A 17,941-nucleotide genomic window follows, 5' to 3' on the forward strand; every position below is an offset into this window, starting at 1 on the left:
CATGGCGCTTACGTCTATTGGCGACATGTCTCAGACGCTCTTTTTAAGACGTCAAAATGTTGAGACAAAACAACAGATCACGACGCTCTCGGCAGAGCTGTCGACAGGATTGAAAGCGGACGTGCCCAAGGCTGTCGGCAACGATTTTTCCCTTCTGTCGGGGCTAGAGCGCGGCATCTCCCTCGCGCAGACCTATGTGCGCGCCGCGAACGAAGCGCGTGTCACGACCGAGACTATGCAAGGCAGTCTTGACCTATTTCAACAAGAGGTAGAGGGGCTCTCGAGCAGCCTTCTGGCTGTTTCGGCCTCGGGCCTTCAGTCTAATGCAGGCACGATGGCAACGACCGGACGGAATACGCTCGATGCGATGGTGTCGGCGCTGAATACATCTGTGGCTGGGCGTTTCCTCTTTGCGGGACAAGCCACAGATACCGCGCCTGTGATCGATGCGGATCAGATGCTCAATGCGATCCGCCCATTGGCCCAGGCGCAGACAACCGCGCAGGACGTGATCAATGTGGTGGATGCGTGGTTCGCTGATGGCGCGGATTTTACCACGACGGCCTACAATGGAACCGCCGCACCATCCGCTGGGTTCCTTGTGGGTGATAGGGATATGATCGCTCTGAACATCACAGCAGATCGGCCCGAAATTCGTGATGCGCTGGCCGCCGCCGTTAAGGTGGCCTTGCTGAATGACCTGAGTCTGCCAAACGGTCCCGCAGATGCGGAAATGGTGATGAAAAATGCAACCGATGAGCTTCTGGAAGGTGCGACGCAGATTACCTACCTGCGCGGAGAACTCGGCCAAACCGAAGAGGCGATCGAAATTGCCGAAACGCGAGCCAACGCCCAGTTGTCAGCCCTGCAAATAAGTCGATCGGATCTTTTATCAGCCGACCCGTTTGAGACGGCCACTGCGCTTGAAGACGCCACAACCCGCCTTGAAAGCCTTTACACAATTACCGCGCGTCTCTCGCGCCTCAGCTTGACGGATTTCCTGAGATGACACGCATTTTCTTAGCCCTCACGATGTTAATTTGCTTTGCCGGAGCCGCTTTGGCGAATTCAATTCGGATCAAGGATTTGGTTGAGTTTGACGGCGTTCGGGGCAACGATTTAGTGGGCTACGGGTTGGTGGTTGGCCTTAACGGGACGGGTGATGGCCTGCGGAACGCGCCCTTCACCGAGGAAATCATGTCCGGCATTCTCGAACGGCTGGGCGTCAACGTCACCGGAGAGCAGTTTCGCCCCAAGAATGTCGCGGCGGTTATCGTAACCGCAAGCCTGCCTGCGTTTGCGCGCTCTGGGGGGCGCGTCGATGTGACGGTCTCTGCCATTGGTGATGCCAAAAGCCTATTGGGCGGTACACTAGTGATGACGCCGCTAACGGCAGCAGACGGTGAAATCTATGCGGTCTCCCAAGGTACGATCATTGCAGGTGGCGTTTCAGCCACCGGTGAAGCGGGCAGCGTTGTACAGGGTGTGCCCACGGCGGGTGTTATCCCCGCTGGTGCCCGGGTAGAGCGAGAGGTTGATTTCGATTTCAGTCAGATGAGCCAGTTGCGTCTCGCGCTACGGTCGCCGGATTTCACGACGGCTGCGCGGATCGAGGCCGCCATTAACAGTGAGTTTAACCGCCCTGTGGCGCAAATGCTGGATGCCGGGACTGTTCTGTTGGACATTGATGCAACACAGTTGGCCTCTCCGGCCCATGCTCTCAGCGTTGTTGAAAATGTCCGCGTCGCACCTGAGCAAAGGGCACGCGTGATTGTCGATCAGGCCTCCGGAACAATCGTGATGGGCCGTGATGTTCGGATCAGTCAAGTCGCGGTTAGCCAAGGTAACTTAACACTCAGGATACAAGAGACGCCCACAGTGGTGCAGCCAAACCCTTTTTCTGAGGGCGAGACAATGGTTGTACCGCGCACGCAAGTCGCCATCGGAGAGGACGAGGGGCCGGGCTTGGCGCTGGTCGAAGGGGGCGTGAACCTATCTGAGGTGATCTCGGGCTTGAACGCTCTGGGGGTATCACCGCGCGACATGATCGACATCCTTAAGTCGATTAAGGCCGCCGGTGCCCTGCATGCTGAATTCATCGTGCGATAAGGTTGTTTTCTAGGTGCTAAAGTTAAAAAAGTGTCCCGGCATGGCAACAATTATGTCATGCGGAGCAACTGCACCTTGTTGCCTCTACTTCGGCACTCTACATGAAATTTTATGAAAAAATGGGTGCCCTTCCTAAAGTCCGATCCCGTGGTCGCTGTAGTCCGCCTGCAAGGAATTATTGCATCCGGTGCGCGTGGCGGGCTCAACCATGCGGGCCTCGCGCCTATGCTTGCTCGTGCTTTTCGTAAAGGCAAACCCAAAGCCGTTGCTTTGATCATTAACTCACCGGGCGGATCGCCTGTCCAGAGCGCACTGATCGGCGCGCATATTCGACGTCTTGCAACGAAACACAAACTACCGGTTCACGCTTTTGTCGAGGACGTCGCGGCGTCGGGCGGATACTGGCTTGCATGTGCGGCAGACGATATCACGATTGATGACAGCTCGGTCGTGGGGAGCATCGGGGTGATCTCATCGTCCTTTGGTTTCCATGAATTGATGACGCGCCAAGGGATTGAACGGCGCGTGCACACTGCCGGCAAAGATAAATCCATGCTGGACCCGTTTCGCCCTGAACGTGCCGAAGATATTGAGCGGCTTAAATCCCTGCAGGCGCAAATCCATCAAAGCTTCATTGACCACGTCATAGCACGCCGCGGCGACAAGTTGAGTTCGGACAAAGACCTCTTTACCGGAGAAATCTGGGTCGGCCAAAAGGCCGTTGATGTCGGATTGGTCGATGGGATCGGCCACTTAGAGGACAAGATGCAGTCAACCTACGGTGAAAAAGTGAAGTTTGCGCATTACGGTCAGCGTCGTTCACTTGCGCAGCGCCTCGGATTGGCGAGCCTTGATGCTGTTGTCGGGGCTGTTGAGGATCGCGCGCTTTGGGCGCGGTATGGGCTCTGAACTGTGCTTGTAAAAATCGTCACTTTCTTTCTGGTTGGCATGGTCGTTTTGGCCATGTTCGGGCGTTTGCGCGTGCCCGGTATCGGTAAAATTTCCCCAAAGGTGCTGGGACGCGGGCGTTGTAAATCCTGCGGTGCACCTTTGGTCGGCAAAACACCCTGTCCCTGCGACACCCGGGGCAAGAAGGGATGAACGCGTGACGGTCGAGTTTTTGACGGCGGGGTTAGGCCTCGTCATTTTATTGATCGCGGGCGATACGCTGGTCAAAGGCGCAGTAAACCTAAGCTTGCGGCTTGGTTTGCCCGCATTGATTGTTAGCCTGACCGTGGTCGCCTTCGGGACATCAGCACCGGAGCTTCTCATCGCTATCGATTCCGTGCTTGAGGATGTGCCGGGGCTCGCGCTGGGCAATGTTGTGGGCTCAAACACGGCTAACGTTTTGATGGTGCTGGGCGTGCCTGCGATATTGGCAACGATGCACACGTCTATGTGCAATTCCCGGCGTGACTACCTGATCATGATTGCCTCAACGGTTTTGTTCATCGGGTTGTGTTTCACAGGGGCACTGACGTGGATACACGGGCTAATCTTACTAGCGGCGCTGTTCATTATTCTTGGCCGATCCTTTCGCGAGGCGATGGCACACCGCGCTGCGGGGAAAGAGGCTGAGGAAGAAGAAGTGGAAGGCGCGGATGCTAACCTTCCCGGCTGGCGCATTGCTGTCTATTTGGTGCTTGGGCTGATCGGTCTGCCGGTTGGCGCGGACCTTTTGGTCAAAAGCTCTGTCACAATCGCAGAAGCCTACAACGTTAGCGATACTGTTATTGGCCTGACGCTTGTGGCGATTGGCACCTCTTTGCCGGAGCTTGCGACAACCGTCATGGCGGCGCTGCGCCGTCACGCGGACGTAGCACTTGGGAATGTGATCGGCTCCAACATGTTCAACTTGCTCGCGATCACAGGCATCGCAACGCTTGTCGGGCCAATTCCTGTTCCGCCCGAGTTCTTGCGGTTCGACCTATGGGTGATGTTGGCTGCATCGTTGATCATGATCCCGTTCGTCTTCATGCGTCAGGATATTACGCGGATCTGGGGCATTGGCCTGACTGCGATCTACGGCGTTTATCTCGTCTTCGTTCTGATCTAGGAGGCCCGCTATGATCGGAAATGCAGCCCTTGTGACAGGTGCCGCGTCGCCTTTGGGTGCGGCAATGGCCTTGGCTCTTGCGGATCTAGGTTTTAATCTCGCGCTTCAGGACGTTGCGTCCACTGTGAACTTGGCTGAGCAGGTCCGCTCGAAGGGTCGTAAGGCCGTCGCAATGGAAGCCGATATGCAGGATGCTGCGCAGCTTGATGCCCTCGTATCGGACGCAAGTGAGGGATTGGGTGGTCCCTTGACCTGCCTGATCAACAGTACCGCGCCTTTGTCGCCTGATGCGCTCGTGACTCTATCCCGCGCAGAATGGGACCAAAGCATGGATGCGGCTCTTTGGGCACCTCTGCGGCTTGCGCAGCGTTTTGCACAACAGGCGCCCAAAGGCATGCGTGCACAGAATGGTGAGCCATTTGCGCAGAATCTCATCCTGAACATCATCGATCAAAGGGTCAGCGATTGTGCGCCAGACTTCATGACCCATTCGATTGCTGCGGCGGGGCTGAAGGCGTTTACCAAAACGGCGGCTCTGGATTTGGCACCTGATATTCGTGTGAATGCGATCGGTCTTGGTCCGCAACGGCCCGGACAGTACCAGTTCGCGGCCCATGCCTCAGATCAGCGATTTACTGGGGAAGGCTTTGCGAATTTTAGCGAGGTTGCGACGGCCGTGCGCTATTTTTCACAGGCACCTGCGGTGACCGGCCAGCTGATGTCTGTTCGTGTCGAGTGAAACCTTAAAAGTGGCCTGCAAAGCAGCCTAAATGCTTAATATTTGCCGAAAATCATTCTTCCGCAGCAGTCTTGTCCACCGGGCCGATAGCCAAGTAAGAAATGTGAATGAAGTGTGAAGCGCCTTTGGATATGGTTAAATTCATAAGATAATAACTTATGATTTCAAATACTTAAAGGCGCGCCTAATTTTTAAGCAATGTAACGGAACAGTGAAAAACCTGCATGTTTTCAGACCTATGTTTTTTTTGCCCCCAAGGTTTTCCACAATTTCAGTGGATAGGTTATGACTTGCAGGAGGGGCAGCAACATTGCAGCCAAAAGGGAATCGCGTGGTGAGTGAAGTCGAGGCAATCACAGGGCACAGCTACATTGCCGAGCAGGTCAAAATGCTGGACGGCAGCCCCGGTGTGTACCGGATGTTGGACGCAGAATCTCGGGTGTTGTACGTCGGCAAGGCGCGCAACCTAAAGCGGCGCGTTGCCAATTATGCCAAGTCCTCGGGCCACTCACCTCGGATTGCGCGGATGATCCGCGAAACCACGTCGATGATGTTTCTGACGACGCGGACCGAAACTGAGGCGCTGTTGCTTGAGCAAAACCTGATCAAACAACTCAAGCCGCGCTACAACGTTCTGCTGCGGGACGACAAAAGCTTTCCGAACATTCTGGTCAGTCAGTCGCACGACTTTGCCCAGATCAAAAAGCATCGGGGCAAAAAGACTGAGAAGGGCGCCTATTTCGGACCTTTCGCCAGTGCGGGCGCAGTAAACCGTACGCTTAACCAGCTGCAAAAAGTGTTCTTGCTGCGCAACTGTACCAATGCCCAGTTTGAGGGACGATCTCGTCCGTGTCTGTTGTATCAGATCAAGCGGTGTTCGGGCCCCTGTGTCGGATTGATTTCCAAGGCGGAATACGCCCAGTCGGTAGAGGACGCGACGCGGTTTTTGTCGGGGCATTCGACCGAAATTCAGGAAACACTCGCCGCTCAAATGCAGGCTGCCAGCGATGACATGGAGTTTGAGCGCGCAGCAGCTTTGCGGGACCGGATCAAGGCGCTCACGAACGTGCAATCGGTACAGGGCATTAACCCGCGCGGGGTCTCTGAGGCGGACATCATCGGTCTGCACATGGAGGGGGGGCAGGCCTGCGTTCAGGTGTTCTTTATTCGCGCCAATCAAAACTGGGGTAATCAGGACTTCTACCCTCGGGTCGGTGCGGATGTTTCCCCAGCCGAGGTTATGCAGGCGTTTTTGGGGCAGTTCTACGCAACCAAAGACCCCGCACGTCAACTGATCCTGTCGCATGGGATTGAGGACGAAGACCTCATGACCGAAGCGCTTGCGGAAAAGCTGGGCCGCAAGGTTGAGATCCTTGTGCCCCAGCGCGGAGAAAAGCTGGAACTTGTTTCGGGCGCCACACGTAACGCGCGCGAAAGCTTGGTGCGTAAAATGAGTGAGGCCGCGACGCAGGATAAGCTGCTGAAAGGCTTGGCGGAGGCGTTCGGGCTGAAGTCCCCTCCGCAGCGAATTGAAGTGTACGATAACTCACACATTCAGGGCACCAACGCCGTAGGCGGGATGATTGTGAGCGGCACAGAAGGTTTCATTAAATCTCAGTACCGCAAGTTTAACATCAAGGGGGATGATCTGACTCCGGGTGATGACTTCGGTATGATGAAAGAAGTGCTAACCCGTCGGTTTAAGCGCCTACTGAAGGAAGATCCCGACCGTCAAAGCGAAGCATGGCCGGACCTTTTGCTTATTGACGGCGGCGCGGGGCAGATCAGTGCCGTGGCAGAGATTATGGGCGAATTGGGAATCTCGGATGTGCCCTTTATCGGGGTCGCCAAAGGTGTCGATCGGGATGCCGGCAAGGAAGAATTCTATCGCCCCGGTTCATCGCCTTTTGCGCTGCGGCACAATGATCCCGTGCTGTATTTCGTGCAACGTTTGCGCGACGAAGCCCACCGTTTCGCGATCGGAACGCACCGGGCGAAGCGCGCCAAATCGGTCATGGCCAACCCCTTGGATGAGGTGCCCGGCGTAGGCCCAGGCCGCAAAAAGGCACTTCTTGCGCACTTTGGCAGCGCAAAGGCTGTGGCGCGTGCAGGCCTTGCCGATCTAAAGGCGGTTGATGGGATTTCGGGTGCCTTGGCAGAAACCATCCATGACTTCTTCCATGATCGTGGCTGACACGCTAAAGGTGTGCGCATGACATTGAATATCCCCAATATCCTGACGCTCTTGCGTCTTCTTGCGGCGCCGGGTGTGGCGGTGATGTTCCTGTATTTCAATCGGCCGTGGGCGGATTGGTTCGCGCTGATCCTGTTTATCACGGCTGCTGTGACGGACTGGGCAGATGGCTACTTGGCCCGCAAATGGCAGCAAGAAAGCAAGTTTGGCGCGATGCTGGACCCCATAGCTGACAAGGCTATGGTCGTGATCGCGTTGTGCGTCATTACGGGTTTTTCCGGGATGAACCCGTGGATTTTGCTCCCTGCGACGCTGATCCTCTTTCGGGAGGTTTTTGTGTCCGGCTTGCGGGAGTTTTTGGGCGACACGGCTGGCACGCTCAAGGTTACGAACTTGGCCAAGTGGAAAACCACCGCCCAGATGGTAGCGCTTGCGGTTTTATTTGCGACCGGGGTGTTTCAGCACAACGTGTTGGAACGCACGGTTGGCATGGACCCCGCGATGGTTCAGGCCATTTTTGCCGGGGAGATCAGCGATGAATTGGGGCTGATTTGGAATGCCCAAGCCGCCAGCGTGACGTGGTACGCAGGCACGGTTCTGCTGTGGGTCGCTGCGGCGTTAACCGCGATCACAGGGTTTGACTACTTTCGTAAAGCATTGCCATTTTTGAGGGACGCATGAAAATCGAAGTGCTCTATTTCGCATGGCTCCGGGAGCGGATTGGCCTGCCCCGGGAAACGGTCGAAACCGAAGCCGCGACCGTGGCTGATCTAGTGGCGGAGCTGTCTGCGCGCGAAGATCGCTATGCCGTGGCGTTTTCTGACATGAGCGCGATCCGGGCCGCTGTGGATCAAGATTTGGTGCCTTTGGACACTGCGCTGTCTGGTGCGCGCGAAGTCGCATTTTTCCCACCGATGACCGGGGGTTAGCATGCGCATCGTCGTGCAAGAACAGGATTTTTCCGCAGCCACGGAGACAGCAGATTTTGGCAAGGGTCCCGATGTTGGTGCGGTTGTCACATTCAGCGGTATCGTGCGCGATTTGCCGGATGATCCGCTGCAACAGATGGTGATTGAGCATTACCCGGGCATGACCGAAAAGGCCCTAACCAAGATCGCGCAGGAAGCATCTGCGCGCTGGGATTTGCGCGATGTGCTGGTTATTCACCGCTACGGCGCGCTTTCGCCCGGTGAGCAAATCATGATGGTCGCCACTGCCGCACGCCACCGTGCACAAGCCTTTGAGGCTGCGGAATACCTGATGGATTATCTCAAATCACGCGCACCCTTTTGGAAAAAAGAGGTCACTGCCGCGAGCGCTGATTGGGTGGATGCAAAAGACAGCGATGAGGCTGCGTTAGACCGCTGGTAACGCTCTAGGCGTGGCCCGCTGTCGCCGACAGCAGCTTGGGTTGCACGCCCAGCATGTTTAGCGCGCTGGTCCATTTCGTTTCATCATCGGTTGAAAACACCAGCCCGGGTCCCGGCGTCAGCGTGAGCCAGCCGTTGTCGAGCATTTCTTGATCCAGTTGCCCTGGACCCCAGCCACAATACCCCAGGGCCACCAACCGCCGCACCGGGCCAATGCCTTGAGCGATGTCCTCAAGGATATCCATCGTCGCGGTCATCGAGAAACCTTTGTTCACCTTAAGCGTGGCGCTACCGGCGGCATATTCGGTTGAGTGCAGGACAAAGCCACGCTCACGCTCAACCGGGCCGCCGTTGTGGACGGGTTTTTGGTGCAACATGCGGTGATTTTCGATGCCGATCCGCGTGAGCATTGCGGCCAGAGACAGGTCGGGTAGGCGGCGGTTGATCACCAAACCCATCGCGCCCTCGCTGGAATGGGCGCAGATGTACACGAGCGACCGCTTGAATTGCGGGTCGGTTGTTCCGGGCATCGCAATCAGCAATTTACCCGCGAGATATACAGCCTCAGTGTCATCCATTTCTTACACATTGTGTGTCTATTTCAACTTTCATGCAAGGTCTGATAGCGAATTGTGATGACACAACCGTGACAGATTGTGTGGGTTTTGACCTTTGCGGTCTTGATTTTCAGGCTTATGCCTTGGCTATGTTTCGCTTCATCTTCCTTTGCTTTGTTTGCCTCACTTCGCCTGCCTCGGCTCAGGTCCTACTGACGAGCCTTGACGACGTCGTTCAGATTGAGGTGCGTGAAGGTTGGCGCGATGCCGACGGTCGCCATTTTGCGGGCCTAGAGGTGCGATTGGCCGACGGCTGGAAAACGTATTGGCGCAGCCCGGGGGCCAGCGGGATTGCCCCGCGTTTGCAGTGGGCAGGCTCGGGTAATATATCCGGCGCCGTGATCCATTGGCCGACACCAACGCCCTTTCTTACAGCGGGTTACCCGTCTCTAGGCTATACACAGGATTTCGTGCTGCCCATCGAATTGGCACCGATTAATCCTGCCGCACCCATCATGCTTGAGGCGCAAATTGAGATCGGAGTTTGTCTTGATATTTGTCTGCCTGCGAAGGTGAATGTTCGCGCAGAATTGCCGCCGATTGGTCAATCTGATGCGGCCGTTGTGGCCGCGTTGCGTGACCGGCCAAGTGCGGGGCGGGGGCAGATACGTTGCTCCATTCGTCCCTCTGATAGCGGCGTCATGCTTAGCGCGGATATCCCGCAAGTGCGCGCACTTGGCGGGGATGAGGCCGTGGCGGTTGAAATATTGCACGCCCATGATCGCATTTGGGTCGCGGATACATCGGTGTCCCGCGAGGGTCGCGTTTTGCGCACTCAGACCGAGTTTATGCGCCCAGATGATGCTCCGGTCAGCCTTGATCGTAGCGGCCTGCGGTTCACCGTGGTTGGGCGCGAAGGTGCGGTGGAATACTTCGGTTGCACGGGCCGCTAGGCCATGCCACGCCGCCAAAGGGTCACCCCACCGACAATGTAGCCGACAACACAGATAACAAACGATCCGGCTCCGAACAGGCCAAGCGTTGCGGTCAGTGTGGGCGCGGGCGGTAAAAGTGGCGCCAGTAGGCCTGGTAGAGTTCCGTTGACCAAAACAGCCCCCAATGTCGCAGCGGCCCACGTAGCGAGTATCACGCCGACGCCCACCGACATCAGCCCAAAATTTCGCCCGCGCGTCGCCACCGGCAGGCGCAGGCTGCGCCGCAGGGACACCATTTGCCGCTGCACATCGTGCCCGATGCTCAGCAATGCTGGGACCAACAGCAAAACCAACACCATGCCGAACCCAAGGCCATAGCAAAGCGTGATCACTGTGGGTCGTAAAAACTGCGCCTGCGATGAGCTTTCATACAGCAAAGGCGCAAGGCCAAGCACCGTCGTCATCGTGGTCAAAAACACAGGTCGCAGTCGATCACATGTTGCGTCGATGATGGCGGGAACCAAGGCGCGGTCTTGTTCATACTCATCCACGGTGGTGATCAAGACGATGGAATCGTTGATGATAATGCCCACCATGCCGATCAGCCCGACGACGGTGAACATCGACAGCGGTACGTCCCACTGGGCGTGACCATAGATCGTGCCGATCAGGCCAAAGGGAATGATCGCCATGATCACCGCAGGCCGGGTCCAGCTGGCAAAGATCCAACTCAGCACAAGGTAAATGCCCGTCAGACACAGGATCAGGCCCAACAACGCATCGCTAAGAAAGTCGCTTTCTTGCTCCGCCAGACCGCCAATTTGAGCGGCAACCTGTTGTTCGGCTTCAATTTGCGGCACAATCACGTCGCGCAACCGCTCCATGATCTCAGTGGCGCGTTGTGGATCGTCCTCGGACAAATCACCTGACACGGTCACAACCCGTAAACCATTCTCGCGTAGGATCGTGCGAAAGCCTGAACGGACCTCGGTGCGGACAATATCGGCCAGTGGGACAAAGCCACCGGTAGGCGCGGGCATGAGCGTGCGGTCAAGGAAATCAGCAGTCAGCTCACCCTCGGGTAGTTCCACCCTGATTGCGCCCGTGCGTGGTCCAACGGGGAAGGTTGCAGCCTCAATCCCGGAAAACCGATTGCGCAGGGTGCGCCCTAGCGCGTCGATGTCAAAACCAAGCGCCTCTCCTTGGGGGGTAAGCTGTAGGATCACCTCATCCTTGTCGTAGGGCAGGGTGTCTTGCAGGCCCGAAACCTCCGGGAAGGGGCCAAGCGCGGTTTTCAGCGCCTCGGCTGCGGCCTTCAGCGTTTCGCTATTGGCGCCATAAAACTGGACCGAGATTGAATCGCCCCCCGGCCCGGACCGCCATCCGCGAAAGCTGACCTCTTCCGTCAGGGGCGTTTGTTGCACCTCATCGCGCAGGGCTGCGACGAATTCAAAGCTGGAATAGGGGCGCAAGTCCGGGTCGATCAGTTCAATCGAGATAGAGCCCAACAGCTCCGGCCCTTTGGTGTCCGCACTGTCCAATGCGCGGCCCGCGTTGCCCCCGACCTCTGACAACACATAGGCCAGCGGGTTGGTGCCGTATTCTTCGGCGTAGGCCGCGCCAACGGCTCGGGCCGCGCGCTGCATTTCACGCATCATTTCTATACTGTCAGCGCGGGTCGCGCCCTCTAGCATGGCGAAATTCCCGGTGACAGAGCTGCGCTCAGGCGCGTTAAAGAACCGCCAAGTGACGTCGCCCTTAATGAACACCGCCGCCTGCGTAGCGAGCAGCAGAACCATCACTGCAACGACCGGATATCTGGCCAAGATTACCCAGCCCATAAAGGGGCGGAACAGGTGTTCGCGGACATAGCGAAAGCCCCGGTTTACCTGCCGGGAGGGCCAATCATACCAATGCTCCTTGGCAGAGTGGGCCAGTGCGTGGGCCATGTGGTTGGGCAGGATCAAGAAACACTCGATCAAGCTGGCGATCAGGACCACGATCACGGTGAACGGAATATCCGCGATCAATGTGCCAAACCGCCCGCCAATTGCGACAAGGCCAAAGAACGCGATGATCGTCGTAATGGTGGCCGACAGCACCGGCAGTGACATGCGCTTGGCCGCGTTTTCTGCGGCTGTGACGGGGTCTTCGCCCAAGCGGCGTACCCGAAAATCTGCGTGCTCACCCACAACGATGGCGTCATCCACCACGATGCCCAACGTGATGATCAGCGCGAAAAGCGAGATCATGTTGATCGTAATTCCGGCCAAGTACATGAACGCAAGTGCAGCCATCATCGCGGTGGGGATACCCGCCGCGACCCAAAATGCGGTGCGGGCGTTCAGGAATAGGAACAGGATCAAAACGACCAGCCCCAGCCCCATCAAACCATTGTCCAAGAGGATGCCGATACGTCCCGTGATAGCCTCGGCCCGGGTGCGGATCAGCTCAATTTGTACGCCTTCGGGTAGGGTCAATTCCATTTCCGCGGCTATGTCCGCAACAGTTCGCTGGATGGCGATGGCATCCCCTTGGGCAGACCGATCCACGCGGATCGAGATCGCAGAGTTGTCACCCACAAAATAGGCGCGCTCCCGGTCGACGCCGTCTTGGCGGATCGTGGCCACGTCCCCGATGGTGAGGGACGCGCCTGATGCTTCGCGGCGCAGAACGATGTTGGCCACTGCGGCGGGGTCGCGTTTTTCGACGCCCGTGCGCACGCGCGTATTGGCCCCCGTCACGTCGCCTGCGGGGTCGGCATCAGCCTCCGCACGAATAGCCTCCGCGATCTGGGCGAGGGTCACGTCATGCCGGATCAGCGCGACTGTCGGCACCTCCACTACGATTTCAGGTGCGGCGATCCCGCGGATGGTGGTGCGCGTGACCCCAGCGGCGAACAGACGCGTGACGTATTCATCGGTAAACCGCGCCAACTGATCCACGCCCACGGGGCCGGTGATCACCACGTCGGTCACCCTGTCGCGCCAATTGCCCCGGCGCACGGTCGGCTCATCTATGCCTTCGGGCAGGCCTGTCACGGCATCCACAGCGGATTGCACGTCATCGGCGGCACGCGACATGTCCCAACCGGGTTCAAAGTCCAATCGGACGGCGGCGCTCCCCTCACGGGAGGTGACGGTGGTTTCGGAAACGCCCTCAACCGCCAGCAGTGCAGGCTCCAACACTTGGGCCACGCCTGCGTCAATGTCCTCAGCACCCGCGCCATCCCAGGTGACATTGACGCGCACGTTTTCCACGACAACGTCGGGAAAAAACTGCGCCCGCATGTTGGGCAGCGCGGCCAGCCCCGCCACGACAAGACAGATCAGCAGCAGGTTCGCCGCTGTTCGGTGTCGGGTGAAATAGCTGATGATCGACACGGGCTAGCTCCCCATGCGGGATTCGATCCGCGCGACCATGGCTGCGGGCACCTTGTCTTGTGACAGCCGCGCGAGCATCCGGCGTTTGGCTTCCTCCGATAGGCGGCCATCGGCCTCAATGTAGGCGACCATGGCGGCGCGACGTTCACCGGTTAGCTCCACCAAATCATCTGCTTCGGTGTTTGTAGCGGCCTGCGGGCCGAGGGGGCGGACCTTGATCCCGGCCCCCAAAAGCGGCGTGCGTTCTGCGACGACTTGCTGGCCTTCTAGGCCGGGTGCGCGGATCAGAATGTCATCACCCTGTCGCCGCATCAGCGTCACGGACACCTCTTCCAACCGATCGTCTTGGCCCAAAATCAACACCCTATTCTGCGCGCTCAGGGCCGTGGCGGGCAGGCGTATCACATCGTCAAGCTGAGGTTCTTGGATCCGGACCTCAACCAGATCGCCGGGGCGCAAACTGCCGGGCGCATCTAGTGCCGCAAACACAAGCCGACCGGTCTGACCGTCGCCCACTGCGGGGGCCTCACGGGTCAAGGTGGCGCGGGCTGTGATATCCATGCCCAGCACATCCAGCACGACCTGTGCAGGCGCGCGACGCAATTGACCATTCGCATCCACAAGCCGCGAATGCTGCGCGGTGGACACACGAATGGCGGCCTCTAGCTCGGTCGGATCAATGATCTCAGCGATCTTTTCATTCGCGCCAACGCGGCCACCTTGGGCCACGGTGACAGTGCTGAGCGTGCCGTCAAATTCGGCGAAAATCTCGGTTTGGGCACGTTCGCGCTGCGCCTCCCGCAGGGCGATGCGGCGGCGTTCCATGTTGGTGGCGGTTTGATCAACGCGGGCCTCTGCGCTGGCCAACGCTTGTCTTCGGGTCAGGACCACTTGTTCGGCCGAGGACAGGGCAAGGGCGGCAGTTTCGACGGCGGCATCGGTGCCAACGCCGCGGTCTAACAGGCTTTTCTGGCGGGTCAGGGCGGCATCACGCAGGTCTGCTTGTGCGCGGGCGGCATCAACTTCGGCGCGTGCCAGCACCAACAGCCGGGCGGCATCGCGGGCATCGGCCTCTGCCTCGCTCAGGTCATTGCGCGCTGAGGCGAGGGCAGCGTCCGTCTCGGCGGGGTCAAGCCGCAACAGCAGTTGGCCCGCGCGCACACGCCCGCCTTCTTCAAAACCGTCGGCCAGTTCCACAATGGTGCCCGCACTTGGGGTGCGCAGTTCCAGCACGCGGGCGGCTTGGATTTCGGCGAAAACGCGCAGCTCGGGGCGGGTGTCGCGGGCCTGCGCCTCAACCACGTTCACGGCAAACACACGCTCACGCGCCGGACGTGCCCGGTCTTCTTGGGCCCATCGCGCCTCAAGTGCACTGTAAATGCTGTTGCCTGCCAGTCCCAATAACCCAAACGTGAGGGCCAATAAAAAGAGCGCGGTCAGGCTGCGACCTAGAAATCTCATGTCGTGGCGGCTCCGATGTGTCCCTGTGGATATAGGTTGTTATGAGAATAATCCCAAACGCATCCACCTCTTATACGACACTCACACGGGGCAGGTGCCTATTTCCGTCGCAAATGTTCATCCAGACGGGGCATGATCTCAATAAAGTTACAGGGTCGATGCCGGTAATCCAGTTGCAGCGATAGGATTTCGTCCCAGCCGTCCTTGCACGCGCCGGGTGACCCGGGCAGGGCGAACAAATAGGTGCCCCCCGCCACCCCCCCACAGGCGCGCGATTGAATGGCCGAGGTGCCGATCTTTTTGAACGAGATCATCGTAAACACGGTCCCGAAGGCATCAATCTCTTTTTCATAGACGTCGCGATGGGCTTCAACGGTGACATCGCGGCCCGTTAGCCCGGTCCCGCCGGTCGAGATCACGATATCCACCTGCGGATCGGCGCACCACGCGCGCAGTTGATCTGCAATTTCGTGGCGTTCATCACGGATAATTTTGCGGTCAGCCAATGTATGGCCCGCCGCTTCGATCCGGCCCGCTAGCACATCACCAGAGCGATCCTCGCTCAATTCGCGGGTGTCCGACACCGTCAAAACGGCGATCCGAACCGGGATAAAATCGAGGGTTTCGTCAATACGGCTCATGCTTTTACTCCTGTTAGGGCGACGCGGGCGGCTAGGGCACCAAAGACGCTTGCCGTCACCCAGCGCAATGTGCGTTCTGCGCGCGGGCTGCGCGCCAGCCACGGGCCGAGCTGTCCCGCAAAGGCTCCAGCGGTGGATTTAACGCCAAACCCCAACACGGCGATGGTCGCGCCATAAATGACGAATTGTGCAAAAATCGGGCGCGTGGGGTCCACGAATTGGGGGATAAACGCGAGGATGAAAAAGATCATCGACGGGTTCGACAGGTTCACGATCAACCCGTCACGAAATGCTCGCGAGGGGCGGATTTTTGCTTTGCTTTCACCCGTCAGCGGCGTGGTCAGCGTTTTCCATGCAAGGTACGCCAAATAGGCCACGCCAACCCAACGCACGACGCCAAACACCCAAGGCGCGCGTTCTACGACGTAACCTAGGCCTGCACCCGCGAGGGTTGCATTGATCAACGCGCCTGCCGAAATGCCCGCAGCGGCGGCCACAGCCACACGGGTGCCGCCGCGTAGCCCTTGGGCCATCGCAAACATCATGTCAGGGCCCGGTGTCACCACAAGGGCCAAAACAGCGGGCAAAAACGCAAGATAGAGCAACAGATCAATGGGCATGGTGCAGGGTCCGCTGTTCGGAGTTTATGAAAGAAGACGCGCCTGTAGCGCCAAAAGATCGGCCCAAGCGTCACGCTTGGTTGCCGGTGTGCGCAGCAGGTAATCGGGGTGAAACATCGGCAAGGTCGGCTTGCCAAAGCTTTCGGTCCATGTGCCGCGCAACCGCGTAATCCCCGCCTTGCCAAGGGCGGTGCGGCAGGCGTGATTGCCCATCAGCACGATGAAATCCGGGTTCGCCAATTCCACATGCCGCGTCAGAAACGGCAGCATCATGGCGACTTCTTCGGGTTTTGGGTCGCGGTCATGGGGCGGGCGCCACGGCAGAACGTTTGTCAGGTACAGGGCTGCATGCGGCTCGGCGTGATCGCGGGCCATGCCGATGGCGGCAAACATCTTGTCAAACAGATGCCCGGCTTCGCCGACAAAAGGCTTGCCCTGCTGGTCCTCATCGCGGGCGGGGGCCTCACCAATAATCATAACGCGGGCATCCGCGCGCCCATCGCTGAACACAAGGTTCCGCGCGCCTTGGCGCAGGTTGCAATGCGTGTAACCTGCCATCGCGGCCTCTAGCCCGGCTAGATCAGTGGCACTTGCGGCGGCCTCTTTGGCGGCGGCGACGGTATCGACCTCGGGGGGCAGTTGCGGCGGGGCCGCCCGGCCGTTCGGTTTTGCGGGGGCTGCGGGCTTGGGGGCCTTGGCCGCCAATGCATAGCGATCCACTGGATCCACCAGAATGGCATCGCTCACGCCCATCTCAACCTGCCATTCCAGCAGGGCAAGGGCCGTCGCGCTATCCATCTGATCAAGAGAATCCATTTGTGCAGAGTAGTGCGCCCGCTCCGGCGTGGAAAGGGGCCGCAGTGCTTGCACGTGCCGCCCCCACGGGTCTATACCGCCTCAACCTGAACAAGGCGGTCGAGATGTTCACACAGAAGCACCTCTTGGGCATTGAGCCCCTCCATCCTACTGAAATCACAACGCTGTTGGACCTGTCCGATCGGTACGCCGAACTGGGTCGTGGCGTGGTCAAACACAGCGACGCGTTGGCGGGCCTGACCCAGATCAACATGTTCTTCGAGAATTCAACCCGCACGCAGGCCAGTTTTGAACTGGCGGGCAAGCGGCTGGGCGCGGATGTCATGAACATGGCGATGCAGGCCAGCAGCATCAAAAAGGGCGAGACCCTGATTGACACGGCCCTTACGCTGAATGCGATGCACCCAGACTTGCTGGTCGTGCGGCACCCGCACTCCGGCGCAGTGGATTTGCTGGCGCAAAAGGTCAACTGCGCGGTCCTGAATGCAGGCGACGGGCGGCACGAACATCCGACGCAGGCGTTGCTTGATGCGCTGACGATCCGCCGTGCCAAGGGGCGGTTGCACCGCCTGACCATCGCCATCTGTGGCGATATCGCACACAGCCGTGTGGCGCGCTCAAACCTCATCCTGCTGGGCAAAATGGAAAACCGCGTGCGCCTTGTGGGGCCACCGACCTTGATGCCCTCGGGCGTGTCCGAGTTCGGGGTCGAGGTTTATGATGATATGCGCGAGGGCCTTGCGGGCGCCGACGTCGTGATGATGCTGCGCCTTCAGCGTGAGCGTATGGACGGCGGCTTCATCCCGTCAGAACGCGAATACTATCACCGCTACGGGCTGGACGCGGAAAAGCTGAGCCATGCAAAGGACGACGCCATCGTCATGCACCCCGGCCCGATGAACCGTGGGGTCGAGATCGACGGCACGCTGGCCGACGACATCAACCGCTCTGTTATCCAAGAACAGGTTGAGATGGGCGTGGCCGTGCGTATGGCCGCGATGGATTTGCTTGCGCGCAACTTGCGCGAATCCCGGGCCTCTGCGGGTGTTATGGTCTAGGA

The 17,941-nt window shown here is 58.6% G+C and carries 17 protein-coding genes; 11 read left to right on the plus strand and 6 right to left on the minus strand.

Annotated features, from left to right (window positions below; all coding sequences use genetic code 11):
* Position 1: 1 nt before the first annotated feature.
* From PM04_RS08645 to PM04_RS08685, 9 genes are all read left to right on the plus strand, one after another.
* Positions 2-1,009 (plus strand): flagellin, encoded by a 1,008-nt coding sequence (locus tag PM04_RS08645; RefSeq protein WP_038009545.1) that lies wholly within the window; start codon positions 2-4, stop codon positions 1,007-1,009.
* Complete coding sequence (locus PM04_RS08650) at positions 1,006-2,109, plus strand: flagellar basal body P-ring protein FlgI (protein WP_038005737.1); 1,104 nt, start codon at positions 1,006-1,008, stop codon at positions 2,107-2,109. Before PM04_RS08645 ends, PM04_RS08650 begins: the two co-directional genes overlap by 4 nt.
* 111 nt (positions 2,110-2,220) lie before the next feature.
* Positions 2,221-3,018 (plus strand): S49 family peptidase, encoded by a 798-nt coding sequence (locus PM04_RS08655; RefSeq protein WP_038005738.1) that lies wholly within the window; start codon positions 2,221-2,223, stop codon positions 3,016-3,018.
* Between the two features lie 196 nt (positions 3,019-3,214).
* Complete coding sequence (locus PM04_RS08660) at positions 3,215-4,165, plus strand: calcium/sodium antiporter (protein ID WP_038005739.1); 951 nt, start codon at positions 3,215-3,217, stop codon at positions 4,163-4,165.
* A 10-nt stretch (positions 4,166-4,175) separates the two neighbouring features.
* The gene (locus tag PM04_RS08665; RefSeq protein WP_052068348.1) at positions 4,176-4,904 is read left to right on the plus strand and encodes an SDR family oxidoreductase; all 729 of its coding nucleotides are present in this window, start codon (positions 4,176-4,178) and stop codon (positions 4,902-4,904) included.
* 388 nt (positions 4,905-5,292) lie between these two features.
* Positions 5,293-7,098: an excinuclease ABC subunit UvrC gene (uvrC, locus tag PM04_RS08670; RefSeq protein ID WP_234702855.1), complete on the plus strand. Its 1,806-nt coding sequence runs from the start codon at positions 5,293-5,295 to the stop codon at positions 7,096-7,098.
* A gap of 18 nt (positions 7,099-7,116) precedes the next feature.
* Positions 7,117-7,779, plus strand: a complete 663-nt coding sequence (pgsA, locus tag PM04_RS08675; RefSeq protein WP_038005743.1) for a CDP-diacylglycerol--glycerol-3-phosphate 3-phosphatidyltransferase — start codon at positions 7,117-7,119, stop codon at positions 7,777-7,779.
* 2 nt (positions 7,780-7,781) lie between these two features.
* Positions 7,782-8,027, plus strand: coding sequence for a molybdopterin converting factor subunit 1 (gene moaD / locus PM04_RS08680; RefSeq protein WP_038006014.1), 246 nt, complete (start codon positions 7,782-7,784; stop codon positions 8,025-8,027).
* A 1-nt stretch (position 8,028) separates the two neighbouring features.
* Positions 8,029-8,469, plus strand: a complete 441-nt coding sequence (locus tag PM04_RS08685; RefSeq protein WP_038005744.1) for a molybdenum cofactor biosynthesis protein MoaE — start codon at positions 8,029-8,031, stop codon at positions 8,467-8,469.
* Between the two features lie 4 nt (positions 8,470-8,473).
* On the opposite strand, the gene PM04_RS08690 is transcribed toward PM04_RS08685, so the two are convergent.
* Positions 8,474-9,046, minus strand: coding sequence for a YqgE/AlgH family protein (locus PM04_RS08690; protein WP_038005745.1), 573 nt, complete (start codon positions 9,044-9,046; stop codon positions 8,474-8,476).
* 68 nt (positions 9,047-9,114) lie between these two features.
* Between PM04_RS08690 and PM04_RS08695 the strand changes: the two genes are divergently transcribed.
* Entirely contained in the window at positions 9,115-9,978 is an 864-nt protein-coding gene (locus PM04_RS08695; RefSeq protein ID WP_052068347.1) for a protein-disulfide reductase DsbD domain-containing protein, read from the plus strand.
* On the opposite strand, the gene PM04_RS08700 is transcribed toward PM04_RS08695, so the two are convergent.
* The 5 genes from PM04_RS08700 to PM04_RS08720 form a co-directional block, all read right to left on the minus strand.
* The gene (locus tag PM04_RS08700; protein ID WP_038005747.1) at positions 9,975-13,343 is read right to left on the minus strand and encodes an efflux RND transporter permease subunit; all 3,369 of its coding nucleotides are present in this window, start codon (positions 13,341-13,343) and stop codon (positions 9,975-9,977) included. The two genes, PM04_RS08695 and PM04_RS08700, sit on opposite strands and share 4 nt — an antisense overlap.
* A gap of 3 nt (positions 13,344-13,346) precedes the next feature.
* Entirely contained in the window at positions 13,347-14,804 is a 1,458-nt protein-coding gene (locus PM04_RS17870; protein WP_038005748.1) for an efflux RND transporter periplasmic adaptor subunit, read from the minus strand.
* A 98-nt stretch (positions 14,805-14,902) separates the two neighbouring features.
* Positions 14,903-15,445, minus strand: coding sequence for a molybdenum cofactor biosynthesis protein B (moaB, locus tag PM04_RS08710; RefSeq protein ID WP_038005749.1), 543 nt, complete (start codon positions 15,443-15,445; stop codon positions 14,903-14,905).
* Positions 15,442-16,065 (minus strand): LysE family translocator, encoded by a 624-nt coding sequence (locus PM04_RS08715; RefSeq protein ID WP_038005750.1) that lies wholly within the window; start codon positions 16,063-16,065, stop codon positions 15,442-15,444. Before PM04_RS08715 ends, moaB begins: the two co-directional genes overlap by 4 nt.
* A gap of 24 nt (positions 16,066-16,089) precedes the next feature.
* On the minus strand, positions 16,090-16,881 hold the full coding sequence (locus tag PM04_RS08720; RefSeq protein ID WP_038005751.1) for a uracil-DNA glycosylase family protein: 792 nt from the start codon (positions 16,879-16,881) through the stop codon (positions 16,090-16,092).
* Between the two features lie 104 nt (positions 16,882-16,985).
* On the opposite strand from PM04_RS08720, the gene PM04_RS08725 reads away from it, so the two are divergent.
* Positions 16,986-17,939: an aspartate carbamoyltransferase catalytic subunit gene (locus PM04_RS08725; RefSeq protein ID WP_038006023.1), complete on the plus strand. Its 954-nt coding sequence runs from the start codon at positions 16,986-16,988 to the stop codon at positions 17,937-17,939.
* Positions 17,940-17,941: the final 2 nt, after the last annotated feature.

The organism is Thalassobacter sp. 16PALIMAR09 (assembly GCF_000765485.1).
Taxonomy (GTDB): Bacteria; Pseudomonadota; Alphaproteobacteria; order Rhodobacterales; family Rhodobacteraceae; genus Thalassobacter; species Thalassobacter stenotrophicus.

What these genes read in the sequence shown, in the direction of transcription:
- PM04_RS08665 (WP_052068348.1), top strand. Translation starts at nt 4,176, where the DNA reads ATGATCGGAAATGCAGCCCTTGTGACAGGTGCCGCGTCGCCTTTGGGT.
- PM04_RS08655 (WP_038005738.1), top strand. Translation starts at nt 2,221, where the DNA reads ATGAAAAAATGGGTGCCCTTCCTAAAGTCCGATCCCGTGGTCGCTGTA.
- PM04_RS08650 (WP_038005737.1), top strand. Translation starts at nt 1,006, where the DNA reads ATGACACGCATTTTCTTAGCCCTCACGATGTTAATTTGCTTTGCCGGA.
- pgsA (WP_038005743.1), top strand. Translation starts at nt 7,117, where the DNA reads ATGACATTGAATATCCCCAATATCCTGACGCTCTTGCGTCTTCTTGCG.
- PM04_RS08720 (WP_038005751.1), bottom strand. Translation starts at nt 16,881, where the DNA reads ATGGATTCTCTTGATCAGATGGATAGCGCGACGGCCCTTGCCCTGCTG.
- moaB (WP_038005749.1), bottom strand. Translation starts at nt 15,445, where the DNA reads ATGAGCCGTATTGACGAAACCCTCGATTTTATCCCGGTTCGGATCGCC.
- PM04_RS08645 (WP_038009545.1), top strand. Translation starts at nt 2, where the DNA reads ATGGCGCTTACGTCTATTGGCGACATGTCTCAGACGCTCTTTTTAAGA.
- PM04_RS08715 (WP_038005750.1), bottom strand. Translation starts at nt 16,065, where the DNA reads ATGCCCATTGATCTGTTGCTCTATCTTGCGTTTTTGCCCGCTGTTTTG.
- PM04_RS08725 (WP_038006023.1), top strand. Translation starts at nt 16,986, where the DNA reads ATGTTCACACAGAAGCACCTCTTGGGCATTGAGCCCCTCCATCCTACT.
- PM04_RS17870 (WP_038005748.1), bottom strand. Translation starts at nt 14,804, where the DNA reads ATGAGATTTCTAGGTCGCAGCCTGACCGCGCTCTTTTTATTGGCCCTC.
- PM04_RS08685 (WP_038005744.1), top strand. Translation starts at nt 8,029, where the DNA reads ATGCGCATCGTCGTGCAAGAACAGGATTTTTCCGCAGCCACGGAGACA.
- uvrC (WP_234702855.1), top strand. Translation starts at nt 5,293, where the DNA reads ATGCTGGACGGCAGCCCCGGTGTGTACCGGATGTTGGACGCAGAATCT.
- PM04_RS08690 (WP_038005745.1), bottom strand. Translation starts at nt 9,046, where the DNA reads ATGGATGACACTGAGGCTGTATATCTCGCGGGTAAATTGCTGATTGCG.